General features: G+C 48.2%; 22 protein-coding genes. 21 read left to right on the top strand and 1 reads right to left on the bottom strand.

All coding sequences use genetic code 11. The features are described 5' to 3' along the window. The first annotated feature begins 53 nt into the window (after positions 1-53). The 3 genes from JOE49_RS21550 to JOE49_RS21540 all read left to right on the top strand — a co-directional run bounded on the left by JOE49_RS21550 (position 54) and on the right by JOE49_RS21540 (position 2,527). Entirely contained in the window at positions 54-491 is a 438-nt protein-coding gene (locus tag JOE49_RS21550) for a hypothetical protein (RefSeq protein ID WP_023989315.1), read from the top strand. Between the two features lie 210 nt (positions 492-701). Beyond that, entirely contained in the window at positions 702-1,658 is a 957-nt protein-coding gene (locus JOE49_RS21545) for a selenium metabolism-associated LysR family transcriptional regulator (RefSeq protein WP_049828338.1), read from the top strand. Next, positions 1,658-2,527, top strand: coding sequence for a PHP domain-containing protein (locus JOE49_RS21540; protein ID WP_209942772.1), 870 nt, complete (start codon positions 1,658-1,660; stop codon positions 2,525-2,527). The genes JOE49_RS21545 and JOE49_RS21540 overlap by 1 nt, the downstream gene beginning before the upstream one ends. Positions 2,528-2,620: 93 nt before the next feature. Here the strand turns inward: JOE49_RS21540 and JOE49_RS21535 are convergent, their stop codons facing one another. Then, positions 2,621-4,366, bottom strand: a complete 1,746-nt coding sequence (locus JOE49_RS21535) for an Rqc2 family fibronectin-binding protein (protein WP_209942770.1) — start codon at positions 4,364-4,366, stop codon at positions 2,621-2,623. 229 nt (positions 4,367-4,595) lie between these two features. On the opposite strand from JOE49_RS21535, the gene JOE49_RS21530 reads away from it, so the two are divergent. From JOE49_RS21530 to rpe, 18 genes are all read left to right on the top strand, one after another. Then, positions 4,596-7,394, top strand: a complete 2,799-nt coding sequence (locus JOE49_RS21530) for a calcium-translocating P-type ATPase, SERCA-type (RefSeq protein ID WP_209942768.1) — start codon at positions 4,596-4,598, stop codon at positions 7,392-7,394. A gap of 109 nt (positions 7,395-7,503) precedes the next feature. Further along, on the top strand, positions 7,504-8,337 hold the full coding sequence (gene dapF / locus JOE49_RS21525; RefSeq protein ID WP_023989311.1) for a diaminopimelate epimerase: 834 nt from the start codon (positions 7,504-7,506) through the stop codon (positions 8,335-8,337). A 207-nt stretch (positions 8,338-8,544) separates the two neighbouring features. Then, on the top strand, positions 8,545-9,570 hold the full coding sequence (locus tag JOE49_RS21520) for a hypothetical protein (protein ID WP_023989310.1): 1,026 nt from the start codon (positions 8,545-8,547) through the stop codon (positions 9,568-9,570). Positions 9,571-9,725: 155 nt separating this feature from the next. Then, entirely contained in the window at positions 9,726-11,612 is a 1,887-nt protein-coding gene (locus JOE49_RS21515) for a bifunctional homocysteine S-methyltransferase/methylenetetrahydrofolate reductase (protein ID WP_028540559.1), read from the top strand. Positions 11,613-11,647: 35 nt separating this feature from the next. Then, complete coding sequence (locus JOE49_RS21510; protein ID WP_013310895.1) at positions 11,648-12,535, top strand: YicC/YloC family endoribonuclease; 888 nt, start codon at positions 11,648-11,650, stop codon at positions 12,533-12,535. 56 nt (positions 12,536-12,591) lie between these two features. Next, a complete protein-coding gene (gene remA / locus JOE49_RS21505; protein WP_005548256.1) occupies positions 12,592-12,852 on the top strand; it encodes an extracellular matrix/biofilm regulator RemA in 261 nt (86 codons plus the stop codon). Between the two features lie 14 nt (positions 12,853-12,866). Then, entirely contained in the window at positions 12,867-13,439 is a 573-nt protein-coding gene (gmk, locus tag JOE49_RS21500; protein WP_013310894.1) for a guanylate kinase, read from the top strand. 122 nt (positions 13,440-13,561) lie between these two features. Further along, positions 13,562-13,765 carry a DNA-directed RNA polymerase subunit omega gene (gene rpoZ / locus JOE49_RS21495; protein WP_013310893.1) on the top strand — a complete coding sequence of 68 codons (204 nt, stop codon included), beginning with the start codon at positions 13,562-13,564 and terminating at the stop codon, positions 13,763-13,765. Positions 13,766-13,855: 90 nt separating this feature from the next. Beyond that, positions 13,856-15,160 carry a bifunctional phosphopantothenoylcysteine decarboxylase/phosphopantothenate--cysteine ligase CoaBC gene (coaBC, locus tag JOE49_RS21490; RefSeq protein ID WP_209942767.1) on the top strand — a complete coding sequence of 435 codons (1,305 nt, stop codon included), beginning with the start codon at positions 13,856-13,858 and terminating at the stop codon, positions 15,158-15,160. After that, complete coding sequence (gene priA, locus JOE49_RS21485) at positions 15,160-17,736, top strand: primosomal protein N' (RefSeq protein ID WP_209942766.1); 2,577 nt, start codon at positions 15,160-15,162, stop codon at positions 17,734-17,736. Before coaBC ends, priA begins: the two co-directional genes overlap by 1 nt. A gap of 132 nt (positions 17,737-17,868) precedes the next feature. Beyond that, on the top strand, positions 17,869-18,366 hold the full coding sequence (gene def, locus JOE49_RS21480) for a peptide deformylase (protein WP_013310890.1): 498 nt from the start codon (positions 17,869-17,871) through the stop codon (positions 18,364-18,366). Positions 18,367-18,372: 6 nt separating this feature from the next. Beyond that, complete coding sequence (gene fmt, locus JOE49_RS21475) at positions 18,373-19,332, top strand: methionyl-tRNA formyltransferase (RefSeq protein WP_209942764.1); 960 nt, start codon at positions 18,373-18,375, stop codon at positions 19,330-19,332. After that, positions 19,329-20,744: a 16S rRNA (cytosine(967)-C(5))-methyltransferase RsmB gene (gene rsmB, locus JOE49_RS21470; RefSeq protein WP_071558516.1), complete on the top strand. Its 1,416-nt coding sequence runs from the start codon at positions 19,329-19,331 to the stop codon at positions 20,742-20,744. The genes fmt and rsmB overlap by 4 nt, the downstream gene beginning before the upstream one ends. A gap of 187 nt (positions 20,745-20,931) precedes the next feature. Continuing rightward, on the top strand, positions 20,932-21,972 hold the full coding sequence (rlmN, locus tag JOE49_RS21465; protein ID WP_013310887.1) for a dual-specificity RNA methyltransferase RlmN: 1,041 nt from the start codon (positions 20,932-20,934) through the stop codon (positions 21,970-21,972). A 6-nt stretch (positions 21,973-21,978) separates the two neighbouring features. Next, positions 21,979-22,755: a Stp1/IreP family PP2C-type Ser/Thr phosphatase gene (locus JOE49_RS21460; protein ID WP_025723490.1), complete on the top strand. Its 777-nt coding sequence runs from the start codon at positions 21,979-21,981 to the stop codon at positions 22,753-22,755. Then, positions 22,752-25,022, top strand: a complete 2,271-nt coding sequence (pknB, locus tag JOE49_RS21455) for a Stk1 family PASTA domain-containing Ser/Thr kinase (RefSeq protein WP_160790450.1) — start codon at positions 22,752-22,754, stop codon at positions 25,020-25,022. The genes JOE49_RS21460 and pknB overlap by 4 nt, the downstream gene beginning before the upstream one ends. Before the next feature lie 73 nt (positions 25,023-25,095). Next, on the top strand, positions 25,096-26,013 hold the full coding sequence (rsgA, locus tag JOE49_RS21450; RefSeq protein ID WP_023989300.1) for a ribosome small subunit-dependent GTPase A: 918 nt from the start codon (positions 25,096-25,098) through the stop codon (positions 26,011-26,013). A 4-nt stretch (positions 26,014-26,017) separates the two neighbouring features. Then, positions 26,018-26,686, top strand: coding sequence for a ribulose-phosphate 3-epimerase (gene rpe / locus JOE49_RS21445; protein WP_209942762.1), 669 nt, complete (start codon positions 26,018-26,020; stop codon positions 26,684-26,686). Positions 26,687-26,706 lie beyond the last annotated feature (20 nt).

Below are 26,706 nucleotides of genomic sequence, written 5' to 3'. Positions count from 1 at the left end.
CATATGAATATATTGGTAGATATAAAGACCTATCTGGTGGGGAGAGTGATCCCGTGCGTGACAAAGCAATGCAGCGATGGAGTACATACGAACCGTTCTACGTGGAGATGGGCGATAAAAAAGTCGCCGATATCGTGATTACAAATCATGCGAAAACTCGCTACTTAGATCGGATAGAGCAGAAACAGTCCGAGACGAATCATATCGCCGCCTGGCTTTGGGAATGCCTGAAGCAAAACAGGATGGAGTCCTACTATCATAACGAAGAGGATGTATATTTAATTGATGGTGATCTGGTCGTCGTGGCCGAATTTGGAGAGTTGCCCGGCGAGATGGATATTGCGGGGAATCCGCTGCACAAGATGATTGTCATTACCTTTTTGGGCCGGATGTCGGAGACCATTGAATTAAGGGATTTGAAGTCATACTATTCATGGCTACGCCATTCGCGGCGCATGACACTGATGAAAAGCACTCGTAAGCAAAAATAGACGGTGATTGGGCGGTCGGCCCTAGGCGAAAAAATCTCCGAACTTATGATTACCGTCAACTTTAAGTAGAAAGTATGCAGTTATTAGCTGCATGCTTTTTTTTATTTCCAACAATATAACTCTCCAATTCGGTAAGTTTACTTGGAAATGCTTCGACAGATGTTTTTCTTATGTTAAAATAGGGAGATCAGAGGGGAGAGGGCTGTCAGTATGAACTTTCATCAGTTGCACATTTTTTATACCGTAGCGGAGCGCGGAAGCTTCTCGGCGGCGGCACAAGCGCTGCATATGACACAACCTGCGGTGACGATGCAAATTCAGTCTTTAGAAGATTATTTCGGCACGAAGCTGCTGCAACGTTCGACTAAAAAAATCGAGCTTTCAGAGGCGGGAGCGACACTATTACCTTTTGCGAAAAAAAGCATGCAACTGATCAGGGAAGCTGACGAGGCGATGTCTGCTTTTACTCACATGCTGGAGGGAAGATTGCATATTGGCGCCAGCCTAACGATTGGTGAGTATATTGTACCAAGAATGTTGGGGCCGTTTGGCCAGGAATACCCTCATATACGTATGGCGATGAATGTGATGAATACGACTCAAATTATGGATGATATACTAAAACATCAGTTGAATTTAGGACTGATTGAGGCCCCAGTCCAGCATCCAGATATCGTGGTGGAACCTGTGATGCAGGACGAACTGAAACTGATTGTGCCTTCAGGCCATGCGCTGGCCAAGGCAAAAAAAGTGGTTCTGGAAGATGTGTTTAAGCATCCTTTTGTAGCCAGAGAAAAGGGATCTGGTACACGTCAAGTGATAGAAGATGAGCTGAAAAGTCGTGGTGTGGATGCCTCCCGACTTGGTATTGTAATGGAGATGGGGAGCACTGGAGCGGTCAAATCGGCGGTAGAGGCTGGACTGGGTATTACCATGCTATCACCTTCTTCGGTGAAGCATGAAGTTGCGCTCGGATTGTTGAAAATTGTAAACATTTCAGATATCACGTTCAAACGAGAATTTTATGCAATTCATTTGAAGTCGGCGTTGTTGCCGATTCCGGTAGTAACCTTCCTGTCTTACTTGCGTCGTCATGATCAGGGAACGGACGTGCAGAGGGACTCGCAGGACGAGCTTGCAAAGCTGAAAGAGAAGGAGGATGCATAATGAAGGAGCAGATTAGCGTAAAACGATATGATTTACATACACATACCCTAGCATCTGACGGTATGCAGCCACCCGCAGATAATGTGCGCTGGGCCAAGGAAAAAGGACTGGCAGGTGTGGCCATTACAGATCATGATACGGTAGCTGGTCTGGAGGAAGCTCTGAAGGAAGGAAAACGCATAGGAATTACTGTGGTGCCAGGAGTGGAAATTAGTACTCGAGCTGGCGGTAAGGATATTCATATACTCGGTTATTTTATGGATTACCGCAATAAAGTGTTTTTGGAGCGGTTGGAAAAGCTTCGCCAGGCGCGGGATACCCGTAATGATTTGATTTTGAGTCAATTGCGTAGTCTGAGCGTGGAAATCACACTGGATGAAGTGGTGGCTACGATGGGCAGACCGCTGGCACCAGATGAAAGCATTGGACGTCCACATATGGCAGATACGCTGGTTCAAAAGGGATATGCGAAGGATATGCGGGATGCGTTTGACCGTTACTTGGCGGAAGGAGCGCCCGGATATGTGTCAGTACCCCGTGTAGAGCCTGCGGAGGCCATAAACTGGATTCGTGAAGCAGGAGGGGTACCTGTGGTGGCCCACCCTGGCTTGTACGGAAATGATGAGCTGGTTCGCTCAATTATAGAGGAGGCGAAGCCTGTGGGCTTGGAGGTGCGACATTCGGACCATGATGCTGAGGCTGAGAGCCGATATACTGTGATGGCGGCGCAATATGGGCTCATTGCAACTGGCGGCTCGGATTTTCACGGCGCACGCCAAGGTGTTGTTTTCCACGGTGATCTGGGTAGCCGTAGTGTGGAAGGTCAGGTTGTCGAGGAATTGAGGAAGGCTGCTGTTGGACAAAAGTAAATAAAAAGCCCCTTGCCTTATGCATGGAACACAAGAAGTGTACCGTGCAAAGAACAAAGGGCTTTTTTTGTGGATTCAATAGGCTAGTGAGACTTAGCCGTTTTTGATGCGATTCGGCAGCTTTTTGATCAGCTCCTCGTCGGGTGTAATGAAGAGCGTACGCTGATGATCGTAGATGACAAAGCCGGGTTTGGCTCCGCTGGGCTTACGTACATGCCGAATCAGGGTGGCGTCCACAGGTACACTGCTGGATTGCTTGGCCTGGCTAAAATAGGCAGCGAGTTGAGCTGCCTCCTCCAGCGTCGTATCCCCGAATTGCTCAGCACGTATAACGACGTGTGACCCCGGAATATCCTTTGTGTGCAACCAGGTGTCATTTGGTCCGGCCAGTCGATTTGTCACATATTCATTTTGCAAGTTGTTTTTGCCGACCAGTAACTCGATACCTTCGGATGATGTATAGACGTGCAGGGTTGGACGGTCGTTTTTCTTCTTTTTCTTTCCTTTTTTGACCCGATCTCTGAGATAGCCCTGCTGAACCAGTTCTTCACGTATTTCCTCAATGTCATTCATAGAGGCATGGGCTAGCTGCTGAAGAAGATTGTCCATATAACGGATTTCTTCGTGCGTTTTCTCCAGTTGTTCATCAATGACAGCCAAGCTGTTTTTATATTTGTTGTATTTTTTAAAATACCGTTGTGCATTATCCGACGGGTTGAGTAGTGGGTCCAGTGGGATGGTCATTGGACGCTGTTCCTCATCATAAAAGTTAGTGAGCGTCACTTCTTTGTCCCCTTTTTTCACCTCATGCAGCGAAGCGAACAGCAACTCTCCATAAATGCGAAATTGATCGGCATCTTCCGCCTCGGCCAAATCCTGATGGAGATAGTCGAGTTTTTTTAGGTTTTTACTCCGCTCGTTTTGCAGAAACCGCAGTAGGTCACTGACCTTTTGCTTAACCGTATCCCTTTCTGCTTTTTCACCGAAGAAGTCCTCCATACACTCACTGATAGTAGCGTACTCCTTACGTCCTTCTTGGATCAACGTCAGTGGAATGGCTGAGAATATCACTTTATCTTGTGCGTTTAGTCCAGATACCGGCTGAAAACGATGATTCCGCACGTCATCCATGATGTGACTGAATGTCCTCCATAGTGAACGATCACTATCACCAGATACTTCATTAGTTACTCGAGCTAGTATCTCTTCAGCAATGAGGGGACTGAGTCCAGTAAAAGTGTTCACGATCCAGCGTTTGGGAGCTTCTTCGGCCTCGATCGCTGTTTGATACGAGGATATGAAGTCTACCTCTTCCGTTTCTAGTGGATTCAGCTTGTTTTGTTCAGGAGGCTCCGTGTATTGAAAGCCAGGCATAATGACCCGATAGCTGCTGATAGACGGTGTGACATGATGAATGCCATCCAGCATCACGCCTGTTTCCGGGTCAAGCAAAATAATGTTGCTGTGTCTACCCATCAGTTCAATGATAATTCGTTTGAGTGAAATATCTCCCAGTTCATCACGTTGACGTATATCCATGTGAATAATACGCTCCATGCCCACCTGTGTGATTTTCTCAATAACGCCTCCTTCGCAATGCTTGCGAAGGAGCATACAAAACATAGGGGCTTCTGTCGGATTAAGAAAGCTTTGTTCTGTAAAATGTACACGCGGGAAGGTCGGATTAGCCGACAGCAGCAGCTTTACGCTTCCGCCTTGTGCCCGCAGATTCAGCACGATATCGCGATCATTTGGCTGATGTATCTTATTAATGCGCCCGCCCCGGATGCCTTGCAGTTCGTGTACGATAGCGCGGGTTACGATTCCGTCCAATGCCATAATTATGTTCTCCTTTGAAGCAAATGTATTTTCGCCTTCCTTCTATGATACATAACTTTGGGACAAAACTTAAGCGGCTTTGTGATATTTCAGGTCCTGTCCGAATAGATTGAATCTAGAAAGTCTGTCCAGCTTATCAGCAATCGCGGCACAAAAATATAATAACGGGCAGCCATCCTACGCACAACCGACGGAAACGGACTATCTGACCGGGAGGGAATTGGGGAGAATGGAACAAGCACACTGGCACCAATTAAGCAATGAACAGCTTTCAACAAGTCTGGAAGTCGACCCGAAGCAGGGTCTTTCGGAGGAACAGCTTGCGGAACGAAGAGAAAGGTCAGGATGGAATGAGCTGAGTGAGGGGAAGCGAGTTTCGGCAATCTTGCTGCTGCTCAACCAGTTCAAGGATTTTATGATGCTCGTATTGATGGGAGCGACCCTGATATCCGGCCTGCTTGGCGAATATTTGGACGCGATTACCATTATTGCTATTGTTGTACTGAATGGAATTCTCGGCTTTGTACAGGAATTCAGAGCTGAGCGTTCATTGCGAGCTTTGAGACAACTGTCGGCTCCAACCGCCAAAGTGTTGCGGGGCGGCAAACGAATTCAAGTTCAGGCCAGAGAGCTGGTTCCGGGTGATATTGTGCTGCTGGAAAGTGGTGATCGCATTCCCGCAGATGTAAGGTGGTTGAGTACGAACGGCTGTGATGTAGAGGAGTCTGCCCTGACGGGGGAATCAGTTCCGGTGAGTAAGCATTCCCGTCCTATTCATGCCGCCGAAGTACCACTCGGGGATCAAAAAAACATCGGTTTTATGGGCACGATGATGACCAGAGGAACCGCACAAGGAATGGTTATACGTACAGGTATGAGTACCGAAATGGGTAAGATCGCAGACTTGATTGAAAATACGGAGTCGCAGGAGACACCGTTACAGCACAGATTGGAGCAATTGGGCAAAATCTTGATTATCGTAGCGTTGGCGCTAACGGTGCTCGTTGTCGTAGCAGGCATTTTACATGGACAGCCAGCCATGAGCATGTTCTTGGCCGGAGTGAGCTTGGCTGTGGCGGCCATACCGGAAGGGTTGCCAGCTATTGTGACAATTGCGCTCGCATTGGGTGTGCAGCGTATGATTAAACGAAAGGCGATTGTGCGTAAGCTGCCTTCTGTTGAAACGCTCGGCTGTGCATCAGTCATTTGTTCCGACAAAACGGGCACCCTGACCCAAAATAAAATGACAGTCACCAAGCTATGGCTGGACGGTCGCTTCTGGGGAGTTACGGGAGAGGGCTACGACCCACACGGGCATATTATGGATAGAGACCTTCCTGCTGATCTTAAAAACGGACAATCTCTGCGTAGACTGCTACAAGCCAGTGTACTTTGCAACAATGCTGAAATTGTTCAAGCTGATACAGAGGAGTTGCGTTCGAAAAAGAAGACCAAAGAGCCGACGCCGTCCGCCGTTTGGGAGCTGAAGGGTGACCCGACGGAAGGAGCACTGGTCACGTTAGCTGCCAAGGGCGGGGTCACGAGACAAGGGCTATATGAGCTGTACACAAGGGAGCGAGAATTCCCTTTTGACTCGGATCGGAAGCGAATGTCGGTACTCGTACGCCACCAGGGAGGACACATCGTCTTTGCCAAAGGTGCGCCGGATGTGCTGCTGGGTCAGTGCTCCTACATTTTATGGGAAGGAAATGTCGTTCCGTTAACGGGCACGCTGCGCCAAAAGGTACTGGCAGCTAACGAAGGAATGGCCTCAGAGGCGCTGCGTGTACTTGGTGTCGCTTACCGTGATATCCGCTCGCATGAGCGTGTCTCCACGGTTGAGGAGGCTGAAGCACAGCTGATCTTTATCGGGCTGACAGGCATGATTGATCCGCCACGTCGCGAGGTTCGCGAAGCCATTGGCAAGTGCCGTCGTGCTGGCATTCGCACTGTGATGATTACTGGAGATCACGGTACAACTGCAGAGGCCATTGCACAGCAGCTGGGCATTCTTCAGCGCGGCTCCCATGTGTTGACAGGACAGGAGTTGTCTGTGATGGATGATGCGGCGCTGGACAAAGCCGTTGATACCGTCTCTGTGTATGCACGGGTTTCGCCGGAGCACAAGCTACGGATCGTCAAGTCACTTCAAAGACGCGGACATGTCGTAGCCATGACCGGTGATGGCGTCAATGACGCTCCGGCGATAAAGGCGTCGGACATCGGTATTGCGATGGGCATTACCGGGACGGACGTGACCAAAGAAGCGGCTGCGCTTGTACTGAGTGATGATAATTTCTCAACGATTGTAGCCGCAATTGAGGAAGGACGGAATATTTACGAGAATATCCGTAAATTTATCCGTTATCTACTCGCCTCCAATGTTGGTGAGATTTTGACGATGTTCTTTGCCATGATGGCCGGGCTGCCATTACCTTTGTTACCGATCCAGATTTTATGGGTGAATCTGGTGACAGATGGCCTACCAGCGATGGCTCTGGGGGTGGACCAGCCAGAAAAGGATCTCATGGAGCACAAACCTCGTGGCGCAAAGGAAAATATTTTTGCTCGTCGACTGGGCTGGAAAATCATTAGTCGTGGCTTGTTGATTGGTTTATGTACGCTAGCGGCCTTCTGGCTGACATTACGTATTGCACCGGATGACGCAGGACAATTGATCAAAGCACAGTCCGTTGCCTTTGCTACGCTAGTCTTGGCACAGTTAATTCATGTATTTGATTGCCGCAGTTCCCGTTCTATTTTCCATCGTAATCCGTTTCAAAATAGTTATCTCGTGCTTGCCGTGCTCTCCTCCGTAGTGCTAATGCTAGTGGTTATGTACGTGCCTGTGCTGCAACCTATTTTCAAAACGGTACCGCTTGGATTGCGTGAGTGGGCGCTATCCATTGTGGCAGCCGGGATTCCCACGTTTCTGATGGGAGCGGGAAGTGTATGGGGCGGTCGACGCAACCGTCGTCGCGGCGGAAATACACACTTTTCAGCGGGACGTACGAAGTTTTCAGCCTAGAAATCGGGTCATGTATACCGCATCGCTTTCCCACTATTGCCCTGTATGATATCATGGGATCAAAGCTTCATGAGGAACATGATATCAGCAGCAACGGCGGAGGTAAGCTATGGAATTCACAAAAATGAACGGTCTAGGTAATGATTTTATCGTTTGGTTTGGGCATCAGGATTTGCCGTCTGACGCCTCGGAATTAGCTGTTCGACTATGTGATCGACATTTTGGTATTGGTGCCGATGGGTTGGTATATATATTGCCGTCAGAAAAAGCGGATTTCTGCATGCGTATCATTAACTCGGACGGCTCGGAGGCCGAGCAATGCGGTAATGCTATCCGTTGTGCTGCTAAATACGTATATGACCGTAAGCACATCAACCGTGAACAGATCACGATCGAGACACTGGGTGCAGGGGTACAGCAGGTCGAACTAACTGTAGAGAACGGACTTGTTCGTATGGTGAAGGTGGATATGGGAGAGCCGATTCTTGAGGGTTTGAAGATTCCAACTACACTGGATCTGTCTAGCGTAATTAATGAGCCCATTGAAGCTGGCGGAAGTGGTTTTCGTTTTACGGCTGTATCTATGGGGAATCCGCACTGTGTCATTTATGTGGAGGATGCGCCAAGCTTTGATCTGGAAGCCTGGGGGTCGAAGCTGGAATGCCATCCGCTGTTCCCTAAAAAGACAAATGTTGAGTTCGCCACGGTACGTAGCCGGAAGCATATAGATATGAGAGTATGGGAGAGGGGAGCCGGACCAACGCTAGCTTGTGGAACCGGAGCCTGTGCTACACTTGTTGCTTCTGTACTAAACGGGTACAGCGACCGCCACGCCATTGTAAGCCTGAAGGGCGGCGATCTGGATATCGAATGGAGCGAGGACGATAATCACATATATATGACGGGCCCGGCTGAGATCGTGTACGAAGGTCGTCTGTTCTAAATCATGTGAACTTTAAAAATAGCGTGCAACTGGCCTATGAATCGTATAGAAGTGAGTGAAAAGAGGACCTTAGTAGGTCTTCTTTTTTTGGACTTACATGCCACTGTATACAAGGAATACGATGAACAAAGCAACATTCTGTCTTTTTTTGACGCCTGAACGATGTATAATATAGAAAATGAGAAAACAATAAGGAGGCCGTTCATAGTGCGGAAATTTCGTTGGATTTCAGCAGTTGCAGTCCTCATATTTGTAGCCACCGCGCTTCCGGTTCAGGCGGCGACCATCCCTGCTGGCGCGGAAACGACGGACAAGCAGGTTGGCTCGCTAACTCCGACAGTGGTAAGCCGTTTAGAAAAAGCGGTGCAAGAACTCATCGGTTCAAAGACAGCATTTCAATTTGACGATGTGACAGATATGGGGAAAACTTGGATTGTAGAAGGCGAACTGGAAGATGGAACTGCTACGTTGCAGACAGAATATAATAAAGAAAAAAACAGAGTGGATTCTACAACCATACGATATAAAATAAGCAGCTTAGGAAAGGCGATGAACGCGCCACTCAAGACGAAAGTGCTAAACAGCGCCAAAGCGTTTGACAGCAAGCGTCCTTTGCAATTTGAAGCATTCTGGCGGGTCAAATCCCCTTATCAGTCCAACAAGCCTTCAAATTACTGGGTATTTTGGGGCGCAGGAGAACAAGCTTCCTCGTTGTATGTGGATGTGGATCGAGGTAACGCTATTACCATCAACGCGGACTATGCGCTGAAGCAGGTGGACCCTTTGTTACTGAACCGTGCAATGAACACATTTAAGCGTGTGAGTGGACAGCGAATCAAGGTACAGCACGCTTCACGGTACAAGGACGAGACGAAGGGACTTTCATATTGGTCGTTCGAGGATGCAAACGAGGCGAGTGAGGTCAAAATTAGCGCGGTAACCGGTAAAGTGCTGGCCGTATCCACCTATGGGGTGGACTGGAATGATGACGCAGATTTCAAAAAAACATTTGCAAGCCCGAAATATACTGCCTCAGAAGCTTTGAAGCTAGTCAAGCCCAAGGCTCAAATGTTGTTTAATATCAATTTGTCCGGCTATAAAGTGAAAGTTCAAGGGAATCAATATACGTTCTCGAAGCAGCAAAAGGGAACGGATTCTATTGTGGCTAAAGTGAATAAAAAAGGGACTTTTTACGCTTACTCTCTTCATTCTTCTGATGGGAAAATGCCATGAAAATGTAGTAGGAAATAGAAAAGATAAATCAAGTCGTTTCACTCCTGAGATCATTTTGTCGGGGAGTGGGGCGGCTTTTTTTGTTTTTGGCTTATGTTTATAGTCTCTTTATGTTACATTAGTATGAAAATAAAGAGCGGGGTGGAGCAGAGGACATGAAACCGGATTTGCGTACTGTGCTGAATCGTGAAATTATTGTCGGAGACGGCGCAATGGGGACTTTTTTATATCAGCTAGGATTTCCAGTAAATACGTCTTTCGAAGAACTGAACATCACTTCGCCTGACGTTATATCAGACGTACATGGTCAATATTTAAGTGCAGGAGCTCGATTGCTGGAGACTAATACATTTTCTGCAAATGATTATAAGTTAGCCCGGTTTGGACTGGAATCTAAGGTAGAAGAGATCAATCGTGCCGGTGTGAGAATTGCCAGAGCTGCGGCCGGACCTGAACATTATGTGGTAGGTGCGGTGGGTTCCATATGTGGGGGCAAACGGCTTAACATATCCAAGCTGGAGCTGGCAAGAAACTATGAGCAGCAAATTGATGCCCTTCTCTCCGAAGGAGTCGACGGCATTCTGTGCGAAACGTTTTATTCACTGGATGAAATACGCATTGCGCTTCACAGTGTACGTAAATACAGTGACATTCCGGTAATTTGTCAGTTTGCAGTTGATCAGGTTGGTCGTACCCAGGATGGTTTTTTAGTTGCGGAAGCTTTTTCGGTGCTGCGTAATGAGGGGGCAGACATCCTTGGATTTAACTGTCACTCGGGTCCGCAGGGAATTATGAGTGTAATGGAGCAGCTGGATGGCCCTTTGTCTGTACCGCTGTCCGTATATCCGAATGCGGGACTAGCAGATTATGTGGACGGTCACTATGTATACGGTGCATCACCTGAATATTTTGGAGAATGTGCCAAGTCCTTTGTAGACCTGGGGACGAGGCTGCTCGGTGGTTGCTGCGGAACTACACCGGACCATATTGCAGCTATCTCAAAAGCTTTGAACCGTTTGCAACCGCCTCCGCTGGCTTCAAAAGAAGCTCTGTCGAAAGAGTCCTTTCAAGTGGCAGAGCAGATTGCAGATGAAGGGGAACGAGGAAATGGCAGACATACCAGCGAGCCCAACATTGTGGATCTGGTTAAGGAACGACATACGGTCATTGTAGAACTGGATCCTCCGCGTGATCTGGACATTACGAGGTTTATGCAAGGTGCTCATGCGTTGAAGAAAGCCGGGGCCGACGCACTTACACTGGCTGACAACTCGCTTGCAGTTACTCGTATGAGCAACATGGCGCTTGGACATTTGGTCAGTATTGAAACAGGCTTGCGCCCATTAATTCATATAGCATGTCGTGATCGCAATCTGATTGGTACTCAATCCCACATGATGGGTTTTGACGCGCTCGGTATTGACCATGTACTGGCGGTTACTGGCGATCCGGCGCGGTTCGGTGATTTGCCAGGCGCCAGTTCGGTGTATGATATGACCTCTTTTGAAATCATACGCATGATCAAGCAATTAAATGATGGTGTTGCATTTTCCGGTAAGCCACTGAAGCAGAAGGCTAATTTTGTGGTAGGTGCCGCATTTAATCCTAACGTCAAGCATTTGGGTAAAGCCGTGCAGCGATTAGAGAAGAAAATTGCCTCCGGAGCTGATTATGTTATGACTCAGCCCGTTTACGACCACGAGCTCATTGCAGCCATCGCGGAAGCGACACGACATTTGGAAGTACCGATTTTTATCGGTATTATGCCGCTGGCTAGTGGGCGCAATGCAGAATACTTGCACAATGAAGTGCCAGGCATTCAGTTATCCGATGAGGTGCGTGCACGTATGTCTGGTCTAGAGGGTCCGGAAGGACGAGCAATGGGCGTGTCTATTGCCAAGGAGTTACTCGATACGGCAATGGAACATTTTAATGGTATCTATTTTATGACTCCATTTATGTTCTATGAAATGACAGCTGAATTGACTTCTTACGTATGGCAAAAATCAGGCCGCGTACAGGCCCCCTTGTTTCGACTATAATAATCAATTACAATAGTATAATGGATGTGATGCCGATGTCATTGAGTATGACCGGATACGGTCAAGCCATCCTTCATTATGAGGGCTATAAAGTGCGCTTGGAATTGAAATCGGTGAATCACCGCTATTGCGAAGTGATGATGAGAATTCCGCGCGAATGGACTCGTTACGAAGATGGCTTGAGAAGAACGGTTCAACAGCAGATTAAACGCGGTCGTATCGATGTCTTCATCCACAGAGAACGTGATGAAGAACAGATGCCCGCCGCGCGGTTGAATGACACTGTGGTGCAGGCTTACCTGCATGCAGCGGAGCAGCTGGCGGATCGTTATGGAGTGAAAGGAACGTTAGGGATAAGCGATATTCTTGCTTTGCCTGACGTTCTGGGTGAGCCTGGAGAGGCTTGCCATGGAGACGAAGAGGACTGGGAAGAGCAACTACAGCGAGCTTTGAATGAAGCTTTGCAAGGTTTACTGGAGATGAGAAGGCGAGAAGGCGGGCATTTGGCGCAAGATGTGGAATCCCGTATTTTACGGCTGGAATCCCTGCATCATGAAATGACGGTGCTGGCTCCTCATGTTGTGAGCGACTACCGTAACAGGCTGAAACACAGGCTTAAAGAGCTTCAGGACGGTTCATTTACGCTTGATGAACATAAGTTCGGAATGGAGATTGCGTTATTCGCGGATCGCAGCAATATTGATGAGGAACTTACCCGGCTTCAAAGTCACTTTGGACAGTGCAAGGGATTGCTGCTGTCAGACGAGCCGGCCGGTCGCAAATTAGATTTTTTAATCCAGGAAATGAACAGGGAAGTCAACACGATCGGCTCCAAGGCTAATCATCTCACATTGGTTAATTTGGTCGTTGAGATGAAAGCAGAGCTCGAGAAAATTCGTGAGCAGGCTGCAAATATTGAGTAGCTACCTGGTAGCGGCACGGCTGCAAGAGTCACATGTATAGGGGGAAAGACCTGAATATGGCAATCAAATTGATCAATATTGGTTTCGGCAATATCGTGTCGGCCAACCGAATTATCTCCATCGTCAGTCCGGAGTCTGCTCCGATCAAGCGGATTATACAGGAAGCCAGGGACCGTCATATGCTAATTGATGCTACCTATGGCCGCCGGACGCGGGCTGTTATTATTACAGACAGTGATCATGTAATCCTGTCTGCGGTGCAGCCGGAGACGGTCGCTCATCGCCTATCCACTAAAGATGATGACAATGACGAATAAAAATGGAGTGTACTATGGCTAAGGGATTATTATTTGTAATATCCGGACCTTCGGGTGTCGGTAAAGGGACGGTAGGCAACGCATTGCGTGATAAGCTACCAGAGATAACATACTCCGTTTCTGCTACAACTCGAACACCTCGTTCAGGCGAACAGGATGGAGTGACCTATTTTTTTAAAACGCGTGAAGAATTTTTGGGTATGATTGAACGAGATGAAATGCTGGAGTATGCTGAGTATGTAGGGAACTATTATGGTACTCCACGTGATTTTGTAGATCAGACGCTTGCGCAGGGAAAAGATATTTTTCTGGAGATTGAAGTTCAGGGAGCGCTAAAGGTTAAAGAAAAATTTCCAGAAGGCATATTCATCTTTCTGCTTCCGCCTTCGCTAGACGAATTAAAGGATAGAATCCGGGGACGGGGCACAGAAACTCAAGCGACCATAGACCACCGTATGTCGGTAGCTGTGGATGAAATGAATTTGTTGCGTCACTATGATTATGCGGTCGTCAATGATGAGATTGATTTCGCTTGTAAACGAATAGAATCCATTATTATCGCCGAACATTGTAAGGTTCATCCTTAAACGAGGGCTTTACATATGTCAAGCGTACCTAAAGAGAAATAATACTGTATAAGCTGAGCTTGAAGGTGTACACTGGAGTTCAGCTTATACAGTCCCAAAACTACATGAAGAGGTGTCTATTCGTGCTGTATCCTTCCATTGATGAAATGATGAAAAAGGCAGATAGTAAGTATTCGTTGGTTGTAGCGGCTTCACGTCGTGCCAGACAGTTGCGCGAGGGTGAAAAGACGACTCTCAAGAATCCTAAATCCCACAAACAGGTTGGAGTGGCGTTGGAAGAGATTTACGCGGATCATCTGCGTCTTGAAAGCGGCGAAGACGAGTAAGAATTATACACAACTATTATAACCGGGCGCAATGCCAATTCCTTTGACAACCGCAAGGTTGTTATTTTTTTAGGTCAGGGGGAGTTAACGATGTTGAAGGGAAAAGTTATTATTCTTGGTATAACTGGCGGAATTGCTGCTTACAAAGGGGCTGCGCTATGCAGTAGGTTGACGCAAAAGGGAGCCGATGTTCATGTGATTATGACAGCCTCTGCCAAGGAGTTTATTACCGAACTTACGTTGCAGTCGCTCTCTCGTAATCCGGTGTACAGTGACACATTTGATGAAAGAGAGCCGTCAGTCGTATCCCATATTCATCTGGCGGATGCGGCTGATTTGGTGCTTGTTGCTCCTGCAACTGCGAATATTATCGGCAAAATGGCGCATGGTCTTGCTGATGATATGCTGTCTACAACGCTGCTGGCTACAACAGCGCCTATTATGGTGGCCCCTGCGATGAACGTACATATGTACACTCATCCGGCAGTCATGCAAAATATGGAGACGCTTGTATCACGTGGCGTGAAGATGATTGAGCCTGGTGAAGGATTACTGGCTTGCGGTTACGTTGGCAAAGGACGTTTGGAAGAGCCGGACACAATTGTGCAAACCATAGAGCGCTTTTTTGATCAGCAAGCTCAGGAACAAAAAACCAACATCAAGTCTGAACCACGATGGTTTGGTGGCGAATCTATGGAGGCTCAAGTGCCTGAGTCACTTGTGAATGAGAATGAATCGGTGCTTTCAGGCAAAAAAGTCATTGTTACGGCTGGAGGCACGATCGAGCGAATTGATCCAGTGCGTTATATCACAAATGATTCATCTGGCAAAATGGGCTTTGCCATTGCAAAAGTGGCTCAGGAGATGGGTGCAGAGGTGCACTTGATTGCTGCCAATACCAGCGCGGAACCGCCTGCTGGTATTATGCTTGAAAGAGTCCAGTCAGCTGAAGACATGTACGCCGCTGTATTAAAGCAATGGGAAACGAGCGATATGGTCGTTATGGCTGCTGCAGTTGCAGATTATCGACCACGTGAGATTGCACAGACCAAGATCAAGAAAAAAGATAGTGTATTTACGCTAGAGCTAGTGAAGAACGTCGATATTCTAGAATCACTCGGACAGAGTAAGAAACATCAATTTTTAATTGGCTTTGCAGCTGAAACCGAACATTTGGAGACGTATGCGATAGATAAATTAGAACGTAAAAATTGTGATTTGATCGCGGCAAACGATGTAACTTTGAATGGTGCTGGTTTTGGCGTCGATACGAATGCTGTTCAAATTTATGACCGAAGCGGGATCGTAGAGCGTATTCCTGTACAGTCAAAGGAAGAAGTTGCGCGTAAGTTGCTTACTATAGCCGCGGGACGCATGGGTGGGGTGCTGCATTAATGGAGACGGGCAATTTAGTTGCCAAGGTCATTGTCGATGTACCTGCCAAGGATACGGACCGCACCTTCGATTATCTGATACCAGACTCAATGAGACCTTGGATTGAGCCGGGTAGCCGGGTAGCTGTACCATTTGGCAAACGGACGGTGCAGGCTTTTGTCATCTCGGTAGTCCCAGCTGATGATCCACCGAAATACAGGATGAGAGCGATCCAGGAGTTGCTGGATTTGGTACCACCCTTATCTGGTGACCTAGTCGAACTGGGCAAATGGATGAGCGAACGTTATGCTTGTAATCAAATTATGGCACTGCAAGTGATGATTCCTACCGCGCTCAAGGGCAAGGCAGAACGTTATATCTCAATTGCCGAACAGCATGAGTTAACGCATCCACAGCGTACTATACAACCGAATCAGGGCGATGAACTCGAATGGGCACTTCTGACCGACGATGGTATGAGTGATCCGACGGAGCGTCGGATTGTTAGCTTCATTCAAGAGAAGGAGCAAGTCCCATTGCAGCAACTCAGTCGACGTTTCCCTGAGGAAGCAGAGGTTATTAAATCACTGTTACGCCGGGGTGTGCTTCAGGAAAGTCAAGTTATTAAAGACAAACTTGGCAAAAAGACCATGAAATCCGTTGATCTGGCTATCGGCATAGACGAGGCATCAACGGCGCTGGAGCAATTTTCTACCAAAGCGCAGCGTCAGCGGGAGGTACTTGCTTTTTTGCTGGAACGTAGCGAGTTTCTGCCTCTGTCGCTGAAGGAAGTCATGACCTCACTGAGTGTGTCTGCTGCAACGGTTAAGGCGCTGGAAGATAAGGGCTATGTGTTGCTGGAGGATGTCGAAGTGTTCCGCGACCCGTACCGGGGCAGACACTTCAAGCCTACAGAGCCACTCCCTCTCACAGTAGAGCAGCAGTCGGTATATGAACGGATTATTCGCCAGCTGGACACGCGTGAGCAAGGGGCTTATTTGTTGCATGGAGTCACAGGGAGCGGTAAGACGGAAATCTATCTACAGACGATTCAGCGTTGTATTGAGCTGAATCGTCAGGCCATTGTACTGGTACCTGAAATATCGTTAACCCCACAAATGGTAGAACGTTTTAAAGGCCGCTTTGGCGATCAGGTAGCAGTGATGCACAGTAGGTTGTCCGGGGGGGAACGGTACGATGAGTGGCGCAAAATACGCGAAGGCCGTGTGAAAGTGGCGATTGGTGCTCGCTCGGCAGTATTTGCGCCTTTTCGTGAGTTAGGTCTTATTATTATGGATGAGGAGCACGAAACGTCCTACAAGCAGGAAGAGACACCTAAATACCATGCGCGTGATGTTGCCATTCGCAGAGCCCATCAGCATGGGGCTGTCGTTATTCTCGGCTCGGCAACACCGTCGCTGGAAAGCTACTATGCGGCTCGCTCACAAAGCAACGACGAGTTTGCGCCGTTGCTGCTTGAAATGCCAACTCGCGCATTGGGGAACACGTTACCCGAAGTACATATCATGGATATGCGTGAGGAACTGCGTGCTGGCAACCGCTCTATGTTCAGCCGTGCGTTGCATAATGGAATTGCAGAGCGGTTAGAGCGTAAGGAGCAGACGGTACTACTGTTGAATCGGCGTGGGCACTCCACGTTCGTCATGTGCCGTAGCTGTGGCTATGTCGCGGGTTGTCCGCATTGTGATATTTCGCTTACGTATCATCAGCGGTCGAACAATTTACGTTGCCATTACTGTGGTTATTCCGAGCCCGTGCCTCAGACTTGCCCTGAGTGCGGTAGTGAGCATATTCGTTATTTCGGTACAGGTACCCAGCGAGTGGAAGAAGAGCTGGCGAAGCTATTCCCCGGTATACGTGTTGTTCGAATGGATGTTGATACAACGACAGAAAAAAATGCCCACGAAAAGCTTCTCAAGCAATTTCGTGATAAAAAAGCGGACGTGCTGCTCGGTACTCAAATGGTTGCCAAAGGCCTGGACTTTCCCGATGTGACACTGGTTGGTGTCATTACTGCGGATTCGGCTCTCAATTTACCGGATTTTCGGGCTGCGGAAAAGACATTTCAGCTGTTAACACAAGTAGCTGGACGGGCTGGGAGACATCAATTGCCGGGGGAAGTATTCGTACAATCCTATACTCCAGAGCATTATTCGGTGATTCACGCAAGTCGCCATGATTATGCTTCTTTTGTGAGGGAAGAATTGAAACACCGCCGCAATTTGCACTATCCACCATATTGTCGTCTTATTTTGGTGACCTTTTCTCATGAACAACTCCCGGTGCTGGTCCGACTGGCTGAGAATTATTCAGCAACACTACAGGGACGGGCCAGACAACGGGGATGGTTCGGGAATATGGATCGTCTTACATCGGATGTACTCGACATTTTGGGGCCAGTAGCTTCACCCATTTCGAGAATCAAGAATAGATACCGATTTCAATGTATGATAAAATGGCGTGGAAATATCGATGCGATTAGTTTGGCTCAGCAAGTAGCTGATGAAATGGCCGAATCCGCACAGGCACAAAAGTTGTTGATTAGTCTGGATGTTGATCCGCAAATGCTTATGTAGAGTGTTGCCACAAAAGTTATTATCACAATTAATGCGGACAAGCCGTCCGTACATAGGATAATGTAGCAGTCGCGTGTGTGATGAATACAGTTAAGCCTAAATGAAGCATAAAGAGGAAGGTGTTCTGTTGTCATGTCAATTAGAATTATAGTGTTGGAGCCGGATGACGTATTGCACAAAGTAGCAAAGGAAGTCACTAAAATTACGCCTAACGTGCAAAAGCTGCTCGACGATATGGCAGATACGATGTATGAAGCGGAGGGAGTAGGTCTTGCTGCTCCGCAAGTAGGTATTTTGAAGCGTCTCATCGTTGTAGATGCTGGAGATGAGCATGGATTGATTAAAATGATCAATCCAGAGATCGTGGCCGAAGAAGGGGAGGAATTGGGTCCTGAAGGCTGCCTGAGTATACCTGGGTTGAACGGGGATGTGCGTCGTGCCGAGAAGGTTACAGTCAAGGGACTGGACCGCGAGGGTAAGGCCATTACCGTTACAGCGACAGGGTTGCTTTCTCGTGCTTTTCAGCATGAAATTGACCATTTAAATGGAATTTTATTCACGGATATTGCAGAAAAAGTATATGAGGTTGCGCTGGAACAGCCAGGACCGAACCGTCAGATAGGAGAGTGAGGTTCGATGAGTCAAGACATTCGTATTATCTTTATGGGTACGCCTGAGTTTGCAGTGCCATCGCTGAACATGTTACTGGACAACGGTTATAACGTGGTCGGTGTGATTACACAGCCCGATAAGCCACAGGGACGAAAAAAAATATTGACGCCTACACCAGTCAAGGAAGCGGCAGAAAAACGCGGATTACCTGTACTGCAACCGACCCGCCTGCGCCAGCCAGAAGCGGTGGCTCAGGTGGCAGAGCTGCGTCCTGATCTGATCGTAACCGCAGCCTATGGGCAAATTTTGCCTAAGTCCGTACTAGATTTGCCTCGGTTCGGCTGTCTGAATGTGCATGGTTCGTTACTTCCCCGCTATCGGGGAGGTGCACCGATCCAGCGTGCGATTATTAACGGTGAGACCGTGACGGGTGTGACGCTGATGTATATGGCGGAAGGACTGGATACTGGCGATATGATATCGCGAGTTGAGGTTGCTATAGAGCCGGAGGATACCTCCGGTACGATTTTTGAGAAGTTAAGCGTAGCTGGAGCAAAGCTTTTGCAGGACGAGCTGCCTAAGTTGCTGGCAGGCCAATCAGACCGTACGCCGCAAAATGAGGACGAGGCTACCTATGCCCCTAACCTGAACCGCGACGATGAGCGTATTTCGTGGAGTGACAATGCACAGCAGATATACAACCGGATTCGCGGCCTTGTTCCTTTTTCCGGCGCGTTTACGCTTTGGGAGGGAAATGTTTTTAAAATATGGGCTGCTGAGCAGCCTTTCATAAATAATGAAGTGAGTGGCTCAAATGCCCCAGCACCCGGGACGGTTCTTCAATTGACCGCTCGTGGCATTGAGGTGCAGACAGGCGAAGGAACTCTCTGGCTGACTCAGGTTCAACCGGCTGGCAAAAAGGTTATGGATGCCGGAACCTTTGCACGCGGCGGACAGATGAAGCCAGGCATGGTGCTCGGATGAGCGGGAGTCACTCCCGCCAGGGAGGCCAAGGCAAGGGAGTGGGTGCCAGAACCGGCAAGACTCGCAATCAGACGGCGCGGGAAGTTGCACTTGATGTGTTGACCAGTGTGGAGCAAGAGGGTGCGTATAGCAATCTTGAGCTAAATCGTCGGCTTCAGCAGGCAGGTTTGTCTGCAAGTGATGCTGGTTTGGCGACGGAACTTGTATACGGTACAGTCGCACGCCGAAATACACTAGATTATTTTTTGAATAAATTTGTTCAAAAAGGAACGGCCAAGCTTCAGGCTTGGGTACGTTCGTTGCTGCGGATGAGTGTGTATCAGGTGGTGTATCTGGATCGAGTTCCGGATCATGCAGTCGTTAGTGAAGCGGTGACCATTGCCAAGCGGCGTGGGCATCAGGGGATTTCCGGTATGGTCAACGGCGTGCTCCGCAGCATGCTGCGTGAGCCGGACAAGCTGCGTATTCCTGACGATTTGTCACCGGAGGAACGGATTTCATTAGAACATTCCCATCCACAGTGGCTGGTTAAGCGCTGGATTAAGCAGTACGGTGCAGATACTGCTGAGGCTATCTGTCAGGCTAATAATGAGCCCCCTGCGGTCAGCGTACGGGTGAATACGACAATGATCAGCCGTGATCAGCTGCTGGACGAGATGAACTCAAAAGGGCTTGATGCCGTTCCTTCGGCAGTTAGTCCCTATGGGATTGTTGTTCGTAGCGGTGGAAATATGGCGCTTACTTCGTGGTATACGGACGGATTGCTGTCCGTACAGGATGAAAGCTCCATGCTCGTTGCCGAAGCAGTCGCTCCTGAGCCTGGCATGCTGGTACTGGATTGCTGTGCCGCTCCAGGTGGCAAAACAGCTCATATGGCTGAGCTGATGAAGGATCACGGACGGATAGTTGCGAATGATCTGCATGCCCATAAGCATCAATTAATTCGTGAACAGGCTAATCGACTTGGCCTGGATGCCGTGGAAACAGTCACTGGTGATGCGCTAGAACTGAAGGAACGATATGCTCCAGCTTCTTTTGACCGTATTTTGCTGGATGCACCATGCTCTGGCTTTGGAGTGATTCGTCGTAAACCGGACCTGCGTTGGAGCAAAACTGCGCAGGATGTTCGCGACATTACACAGCTTCAGCATGAGCTGCTGGATAGTGTGGCGGGACTGTTGAAGCCAGGTGGTATTCTGGTATACAGCACATGCACGATTGAACCGGACGAAAATGAAGGACAATTGACTCAATTTTTAAGCGAACATCCAGAGTATGAATTGGCAGAGGGTCATTCCTTCCCAGACGTGAGCCGCGAAAAGGATAGTATACAGGGAGGCTCGGTACAGCTGTTACCGCAGCATTTCCACAGCGACGGATTTTATATCGCGCGCCTGCGTCGGGTGAAATAGCGCGGAAGAGAATTCCAGGCAGCTTTCCACCAGTATTTCCACATTCCGCCGGAACATTTCCGGCGGTTTTTTGCATGAAGACGAAAAATTTTTACCCCCTCAGGGATTTGTGCTAAAATAGGAAGAATGAAAAATACTATCTGCGATCAAACAGAACTTAATGAAGAAGGAACGGGTGCAAACATTGATGAAACCTTTTATATATGATTTAACTCTGGAGGAGCTTCAGGACTGGGCCAAGAACAATGGCGAGCCTGCTTTTCGTGGAGGACAAATTTTTGACTGGCTGTATGTGAAGCGAGTCAATGATTTCAGCGAGATGACGAATTTGTCCAAGGCGCTGAGAGAGAAGCTTGAGGAGCAATTTAGTTTTGTGACGCTTAGTGAAATTACAAAGTTGGAATCGAAGGACGGTACAGTAAAATTCCTGTTCGGTTTGCACGATGATCATGCCATTGAAACGGTCATTATGAGACACAATTACGGAAACAGCATTTGTGTAACGACTCAAGTGGGTTGCCGGATTGGTTGTACTTTCTGCGCTTCGACGCTCGGAGGCCTTAAACGGAACCTGACGGCTGGTGAAATTACTGCACAGGTGGTGCAGGCTCAGAAAATTTTGGATAAAACCAATGAACGAGTGAGTAGCATCGTGATTATGGGCTCGGGCGAGCCTTTTGAAAACTATGAAGCGACCATGACGTTTTTACGTACAATGGTTCATGAAAAAGGTCTGAACATTGGTCAACGTCATATCACAGTGTCGACCAGCGGTATTGTACCGAATATTTATAAATTTGCCGACGAGGATACCCAGATTAATCTGGCAATATCCATTCATGCGCCTAATGATGCGCTTCGTTCGAAGCTGATGCCTGTAAATCGGCGTTATCCCTTTAAGGATGTTATGGATTCTCTACGTTACTATCTTGCTAAGACGGGGCGGAGAATTTCGTTTGAATATGCCCTGATTGGTGGGGTAAACGATCAGGCAGAACATGCTGAAGAGCTAGCGGATGTGTTAAAGGACATGCTGTGTCACGTCAATTTGATTCCAGTCAATCATGTGCCTGAGCGCAAGTATGTACGCACATCACGCAGTGATATTTTTAATTTCCAACGTATTCTTGCCGAAAAAGGCGTCAATGTGACGATCCGGCGTGAACAGGGTCACGATATTGCCGCTGCTTGCGGTCAGTTGCGTGCAAAGCATATGGAGTTGGGGTGAAACCATTTGATCAAAACAGTTCATGTCAGCCATGTCGGACGTGTACGTTCGGTGAATGAGGATTCTGCCTGGATCAGGCACTTGGAGCAAGGCTATATCCTTGGGATTGTTGCCGATGGTATGGGGGGGCATTTGGCCGGTGATACGGCCAGCCGCCTTGCGGTAGAGACACTTGCCGCTGATTTGGCGACGCTGGAGAGCGGATTATCCGCACATTCTTTGACGGCGGCGCTCAGCGACGCTATTTTGCATGCCAATGAAGTCATCTTCCAGACGGCTGCACGCGATGAAAAGTATCATAATATGGGAACGACAGTTGTTGCGGTTTTATTAAACGACGCATCCGGAATTATCGGACATATCGGTGACAGTCGTGCCTATGTCATTTCCAAAGGAGCGGTACGTCAGCTTACAGAAGACCATACTTTGGTTAATGAGCTGTTCAAAAACGGTCAGATCAGTAAGGAAGAACGGGAGAACCATCCTCGTCGCAATGTACTGACACGGGCGCTGGGCACTGATTCCGAGGTGAAAGTGGATATTGACTCCATTGCGCTGGAAAAAGGCGATGTACTGTTACTGTGTAGCGACGGATTAAGCAATCTGGTAACGGAAGAACAAATCAGCAAAGTAGTAGGTGCCGCAGAGAATCCTTTGGAGGAGCGCGCGGATCGTCTGCTACATCTGGCGTTGCTTGCCGGAGGAGACGATAACATTACTGTAGCTTTGTTTGAATTGCCCGACGACACGGTTTCATTGAGTGAAAAGGGGTGTGACGCATGATCGGGCACCTGCTAGGGGGAAGATACGAAATTATTGAGCGTATCGGTGGCGGCGGTATGGCGCTGGTGTATAAGGCTCAAGACATTTTGCTGAATCGCAATGTCGCAGTTAAAGTGTTGCGCCAGCAATTTGTTCATGATGAGGAATTTATTCGCCGATTTCGGCGTGAGGCGCAGTCTGCGGCCTCGCTTTCGCATTCGAATGTGGTCAGTATTTATGATGTCGGCCAAGAGGATGAAATCCATTATATTGTAATGGAGTGCATCGAAGGTAAAAATTTGAATGAGATTATTAAAGAACGTGCACCATTGCAAGTGGATGAAGCAGTACGGATTGCTTCCCAGATTTGTGATGCGCTGGAGCATGCCCACCAAAATCAGATCATTCACCGAGACATTAAGCCTCATAATATATTAATTGGACGTAATGGACGGGTTAAGGTAACTGATTTTGGGATTGCTAGAGCTGTTACGTCAACGACCATTACCCAGACGGGTTCTGTTGTGGGTTCTGTTCATTATTTTTCACCTGAGCATGCAAAGGGTGTCGTCACCGGCGAAAAATCGGACTTATATTCTTTAGGTATTGTCTTATATCAAATGCTGACAGCGCAGCTCCCTTTCCTGGGAGAAAGTCCAATTAGTGTAGCGCTCAAGCATTTGCAAGAGGAATTTGAGGAACCACGTAAAATTAATCCGTTGATTCCGCAAAGTGTTGAAAATGTCATTCTAAAATCCATGCGCAAAAATCCAGAAGAGCGTTATCAATCGGCAGACGAAATGCTAAAAGATCTGGAAACCTGTTTGCTGCCGGGACGGCGTAATGAATCCAAGCTGGAGTTTACACATTTGGATGATGAGGATCAAACACGGGTTATTCCGGCTATTAAGCCTCAACAATTAGGGATGTCTTCTAGTGGCGATGATGTACCTGCTCAACCGCGTGAGTCTGAACAGCTTCCGAGCAAGCAATCGTCCAAAAATAATAGAAAAAAAGCGATCTTGTGGGTAACACTAGTGTTGGTGTTACTTCTGTGCATGGGCGGAGTGGTGTACTATGTGCAAAGTGTACTTGTCGTGCCTGAGGTAAAAGTACCAGGTGTATTGACACAAACAGAAGACCAAGCGAAGGTTAATCTCAGTAAAGCGGGATTACTCATTGAGGAGCCAATCCAGCATGAATACAAAGAGGGAATCGCGCCTGGAGTTGTATTTTATCAAAGCTATCCTGCAGATTCTTTAGTCAAGGAAGGAACCAAGATTAGTCTGAAAGTCGGGATTGCCAAGCCGCTCACCCCGATGCCGGATGTCAAAGGCCAAAGCTACGAGAATGCTGTTAAGCTGCTGACCGCCCAGCAAATTAAGGAGACGCAGATTCAGCAAAATGAGCAGTTCAGTGATCAGGCCGCGGGGACCGTCCTTAGTCAGACACCCGCTGCAAATGAGCCATTTGATAAGGACTCAGTCCAGGTTGTGCTCACAGTCAGCAAGGGCGCTGATACTGTGAAAATGCCAAGCCTGGTAGGGAAGACGCAGAACCAAGCAGAAAATGAGGTTAAAAAGGCAGGGCTGAAGGTTGGCTCGATTAAAGAAGAATTTAGCTATGAGCAGGAAAAAGGAAGAGTAACCAAACAGTGGCCGTCAGAGGCAGGCAGTGAGTTGCCACCAAATACGGAAATTACGTTTTATGTAAGCACGGGTTACCCGCCAGAAGCGATTACACTACCATTTAATGTGCCTGTTGCGCCGAAGGAAGAGGGCAAAAACAGCAAAATTCGTATCACTTATACGGATGCGCGTGGAGAAAATCAGGAATGGGGAAGCCGTACGATTAATACGACACAGATGTTCACTATCAATCTGCTAATGGCTCCGAACAAAGACAGTGTTGTCTCAGTATTTAGAGATGGTGACTTTATTGATACGTATCCAGTCTCTTATATTGAGGCGAAAAATGGAACGGTGACGATGCCCCAAATTGCTCCGCCTGCTGGAACTTCACCAACGGATACACCTGATGGTACTTCCTCGCAGAATGGAAGTGGAGACGGCGAGGAAGGTGATAGCGGGGGATCTTCTAATGATACTGGCAATAGTGGAGGCGACTCGAACAATCAGGAGGGCACAGGAGGTAATGGTGACCCTTCCGCCTTTGTTCCTGGAACGAATTCCACGGGGAGTACGCGCAGTGAGGTGGCGGTTAGTCATAAAAATAACCCAGGCCACGCAAAGAAGAAAAAAGTGATTGAGGCTGTTCAGCATCAGTAAACTTGCAATAGGAAGATGCTCAACCTGTTATACGCAATGAAACTTGAACATTATGAAGGAGGACATCTTACTCATGCCTGAAGGTCTGATCGTCAAGGCGCTTAGCGGATATTATTATGTCTCCAGCCTGGATCAGGATGGGCGTCCGGTATCTGGCGAAGCTACGGTACAATGCAGAGCACGCGGCATTTTTAAGAAAAAAGAGATTACGCCTCTTGTCGGTGATCGGGTCGTTTACGAACTGACTGAGAACGGGGAAGGTATGGTCGAGGAGATTAGAAAGCGTACGACAGAGCTAATTCGTCCTCCAGTAGCTAATACCACGCTAGCCGTGCTACTGTTTTCCTTGCGTGAGCCGGATTTAAACCTGCCTTTACTGGACAAATTTTTAGTCCATATTGAGCACGCCGGACTGGATACGATTATCTGTCTGACTAAGCGCGATTTGTATGAAGGCAGCCCTTCAGAGGATGACACCGTGCTGGCCGTTCAGGAAATGTACCGGAAGATCGGTTATGAGGTGCTGGTAACCAGTGCCCGTACCGGAGAAGGGACGGCTGAGCTTAAGAAGCTGTTGGCTGGTCAAATCAGCGTGTTTTCCGGGCAGTCAGGTGTAGGAAAGTCTTCCATGCTTAATGCTCTGGAGCCTGGGTTAACGCTGGAGACGAGCGCCATAAGCAATAAGCTGGGCCGAGGAAAACATACGACTCGTCATGTGGAGCTGATTCCTCTAGACAACGGAGGGTTTGTAGCAGATACACCGGGGTTTAGCCAGCTGGATTTTCTGGAGCTAGGTGTGGATGAGTTATCTCCCTGTTTTCGTGAATTCCAGCAGTATGCGGAAGGATGTAAATTTCGGGGGTGTACCCATATTCACGAGCCTAGCTGTAAAGTAAGAGAGGCCCTGGAAGAAGGCCATATTTCACAGGGACGATATGATAGCTATTTGCAGTTCTATCAGGAATTAAAAGAAAAAAAGCGGAGGTACTGAGTATATGTTAAAAATAGCACCGTCGATTTTATCCGCTGATTTTGCTCGCTTGGGCAGTGAAGTTGCGGAAGCTGAGGCAGGAGGGGCAGACTGGATTCATGTGGATGTAATGGATGGACATTTTGTATCCAATATTACACTGGGCCCACCTATCGTTCAGGCTATTCGTCCGCATACGACTCTTCCCTTAGATGTTCATCTGATGATTGAGCATCCTGAACGCTATATTGGCGATTTCGTAAAAGCAGGAGCCAACATCATCACTGTTCATGCTGAGGCCTGTGTTCATTTGCATGGTGTCCTTCACTTGATCAAGCAGCAAGGCGCTCTGGCTGGAGTGGCTCTCAATCCGGGTACTTCACCATACGCGATCAAGGAAGTGCTGCCAAATGTGGATATGATTCTGGTGATGACGGTCAATCCTGGCTTTGGAGGTCAGTCCTTCATTCCAGAGACGTTAAATAAAATCAGACAAATCCGTGCTTGGCTGAACGAATTGGGTCGTCCAGACGTACATATCGAGGTAGACGGAGGTATTGCGGAAGAGACGGCACCAGCCGTATTTGAAGCGGGGGCTGACGTGTTGGTGGCTGGTAGTGCGGTATTTGGCAGAGCAGACCGCGCAGCGGCTATTGCTGCGATTCGGGACACTGCAGCTCGTTTGTCCAAGTGAAGCTGACTGAAGCATTGTGG

Source organism: Paenibacillus sp. PvR133 (genome assembly GCF_017833155.1).
GTDB classification, from domain to species: domain Bacteria; phylum Bacillota; class Bacilli; order Paenibacillales; family Paenibacillaceae; genus Paenibacillus; species Paenibacillus polymyxa_B.
Note: the sequence above shows the minus strand (reverse complement) of the source record. Positions and strands in the feature narration are given on the sequence as shown.

Coding starts and splice junctions, on each gene's coding strand:
- JOE49_RS21545 (WP_049828338.1), top strand. CDS start 702: ATGAACTTTCATCAGTTGCACATTTTTTATACCGTAGCGGAGCGCGGA.
- JOE49_RS21540 (WP_209942772.1), top strand. CDS start 1,658: ATGAAGGAGCAGATTAGCGTAAAACGATATGATTTACATACACATACC.
- JOE49_RS21535 (WP_209942770.1), bottom strand. CDS start 4,366: ATGGCATTGGACGGAATCGTAACCCGCGCTATCGTACACGAACTGCAA.
- JOE49_RS21530 (WP_209942768.1), top strand. CDS start 4,596: ATGGAACAAGCACACTGGCACCAATTAAGCAATGAACAGCTTTCAACA.
- dapF (WP_023989311.1), top strand. CDS start 7,504: ATGGAATTCACAAAAATGAACGGTCTAGGTAATGATTTTATCGTTTGG.
- JOE49_RS21515 (WP_028540559.1), top strand. CDS start 9,726: ATGAAACCGGATTTGCGTACTGTGCTGAATCGTGAAATTATTGTCGGA.
- JOE49_RS21510 (WP_013310895.1), top strand. CDS start 11,648: ATGTCATTGAGTATGACCGGATACGGTCAAGCCATCCTTCATTATGAG.
- remA (WP_005548256.1), top strand. CDS start 12,592: ATGGCAATCAAATTGATCAATATTGGTTTCGGCAATATCGTGTCGGCC.
- gmk (WP_013310894.1), top strand. CDS start 12,867: ATGGCTAAGGGATTATTATTTGTAATATCCGGACCTTCGGGTGTCGGT.
- coaBC (WP_209942767.1), top strand. CDS start 13,856: ATGTTGAAGGGAAAAGTTATTATTCTTGGTATAACTGGCGGAATTGCT.
- priA (WP_209942766.1), top strand. CDS start 15,160: ATGGAGACGGGCAATTTAGTTGCCAAGGTCATTGTCGATGTACCTGCC.
- def (WP_013310890.1), top strand. CDS start 17,869: ATGTCAATTAGAATTATAGTGTTGGAGCCGGATGACGTATTGCACAAA.
- fmt (WP_209942764.1), top strand. CDS start 18,373: ATGAGTCAAGACATTCGTATTATCTTTATGGGTACGCCTGAGTTTGCA.
- rsmB (WP_071558516.1), top strand. CDS start 19,329: ATGAGCGGGAGTCACTCCCGCCAGGGAGGCCAAGGCAAGGGAGTGGGT.
- rlmN (WP_013310887.1), top strand. CDS start 20,932: ATGAAACCTTTTATATATGATTTAACTCTGGAGGAGCTTCAGGACTGG.
- pknB (WP_160790450.1), top strand. CDS start 22,752: ATGATCGGGCACCTGCTAGGGGGAAGATACGAAATTATTGAGCGTATC.
- rsgA (WP_023989300.1), top strand. CDS start 25,096: ATGCCTGAAGGTCTGATCGTCAAGGCGCTTAGCGGATATTATTATGTC.
- rpe (WP_209942762.1), top strand. CDS start 26,018: ATGTTAAAAATAGCACCGTCGATTTTATCCGCTGATTTTGCTCGCTTG.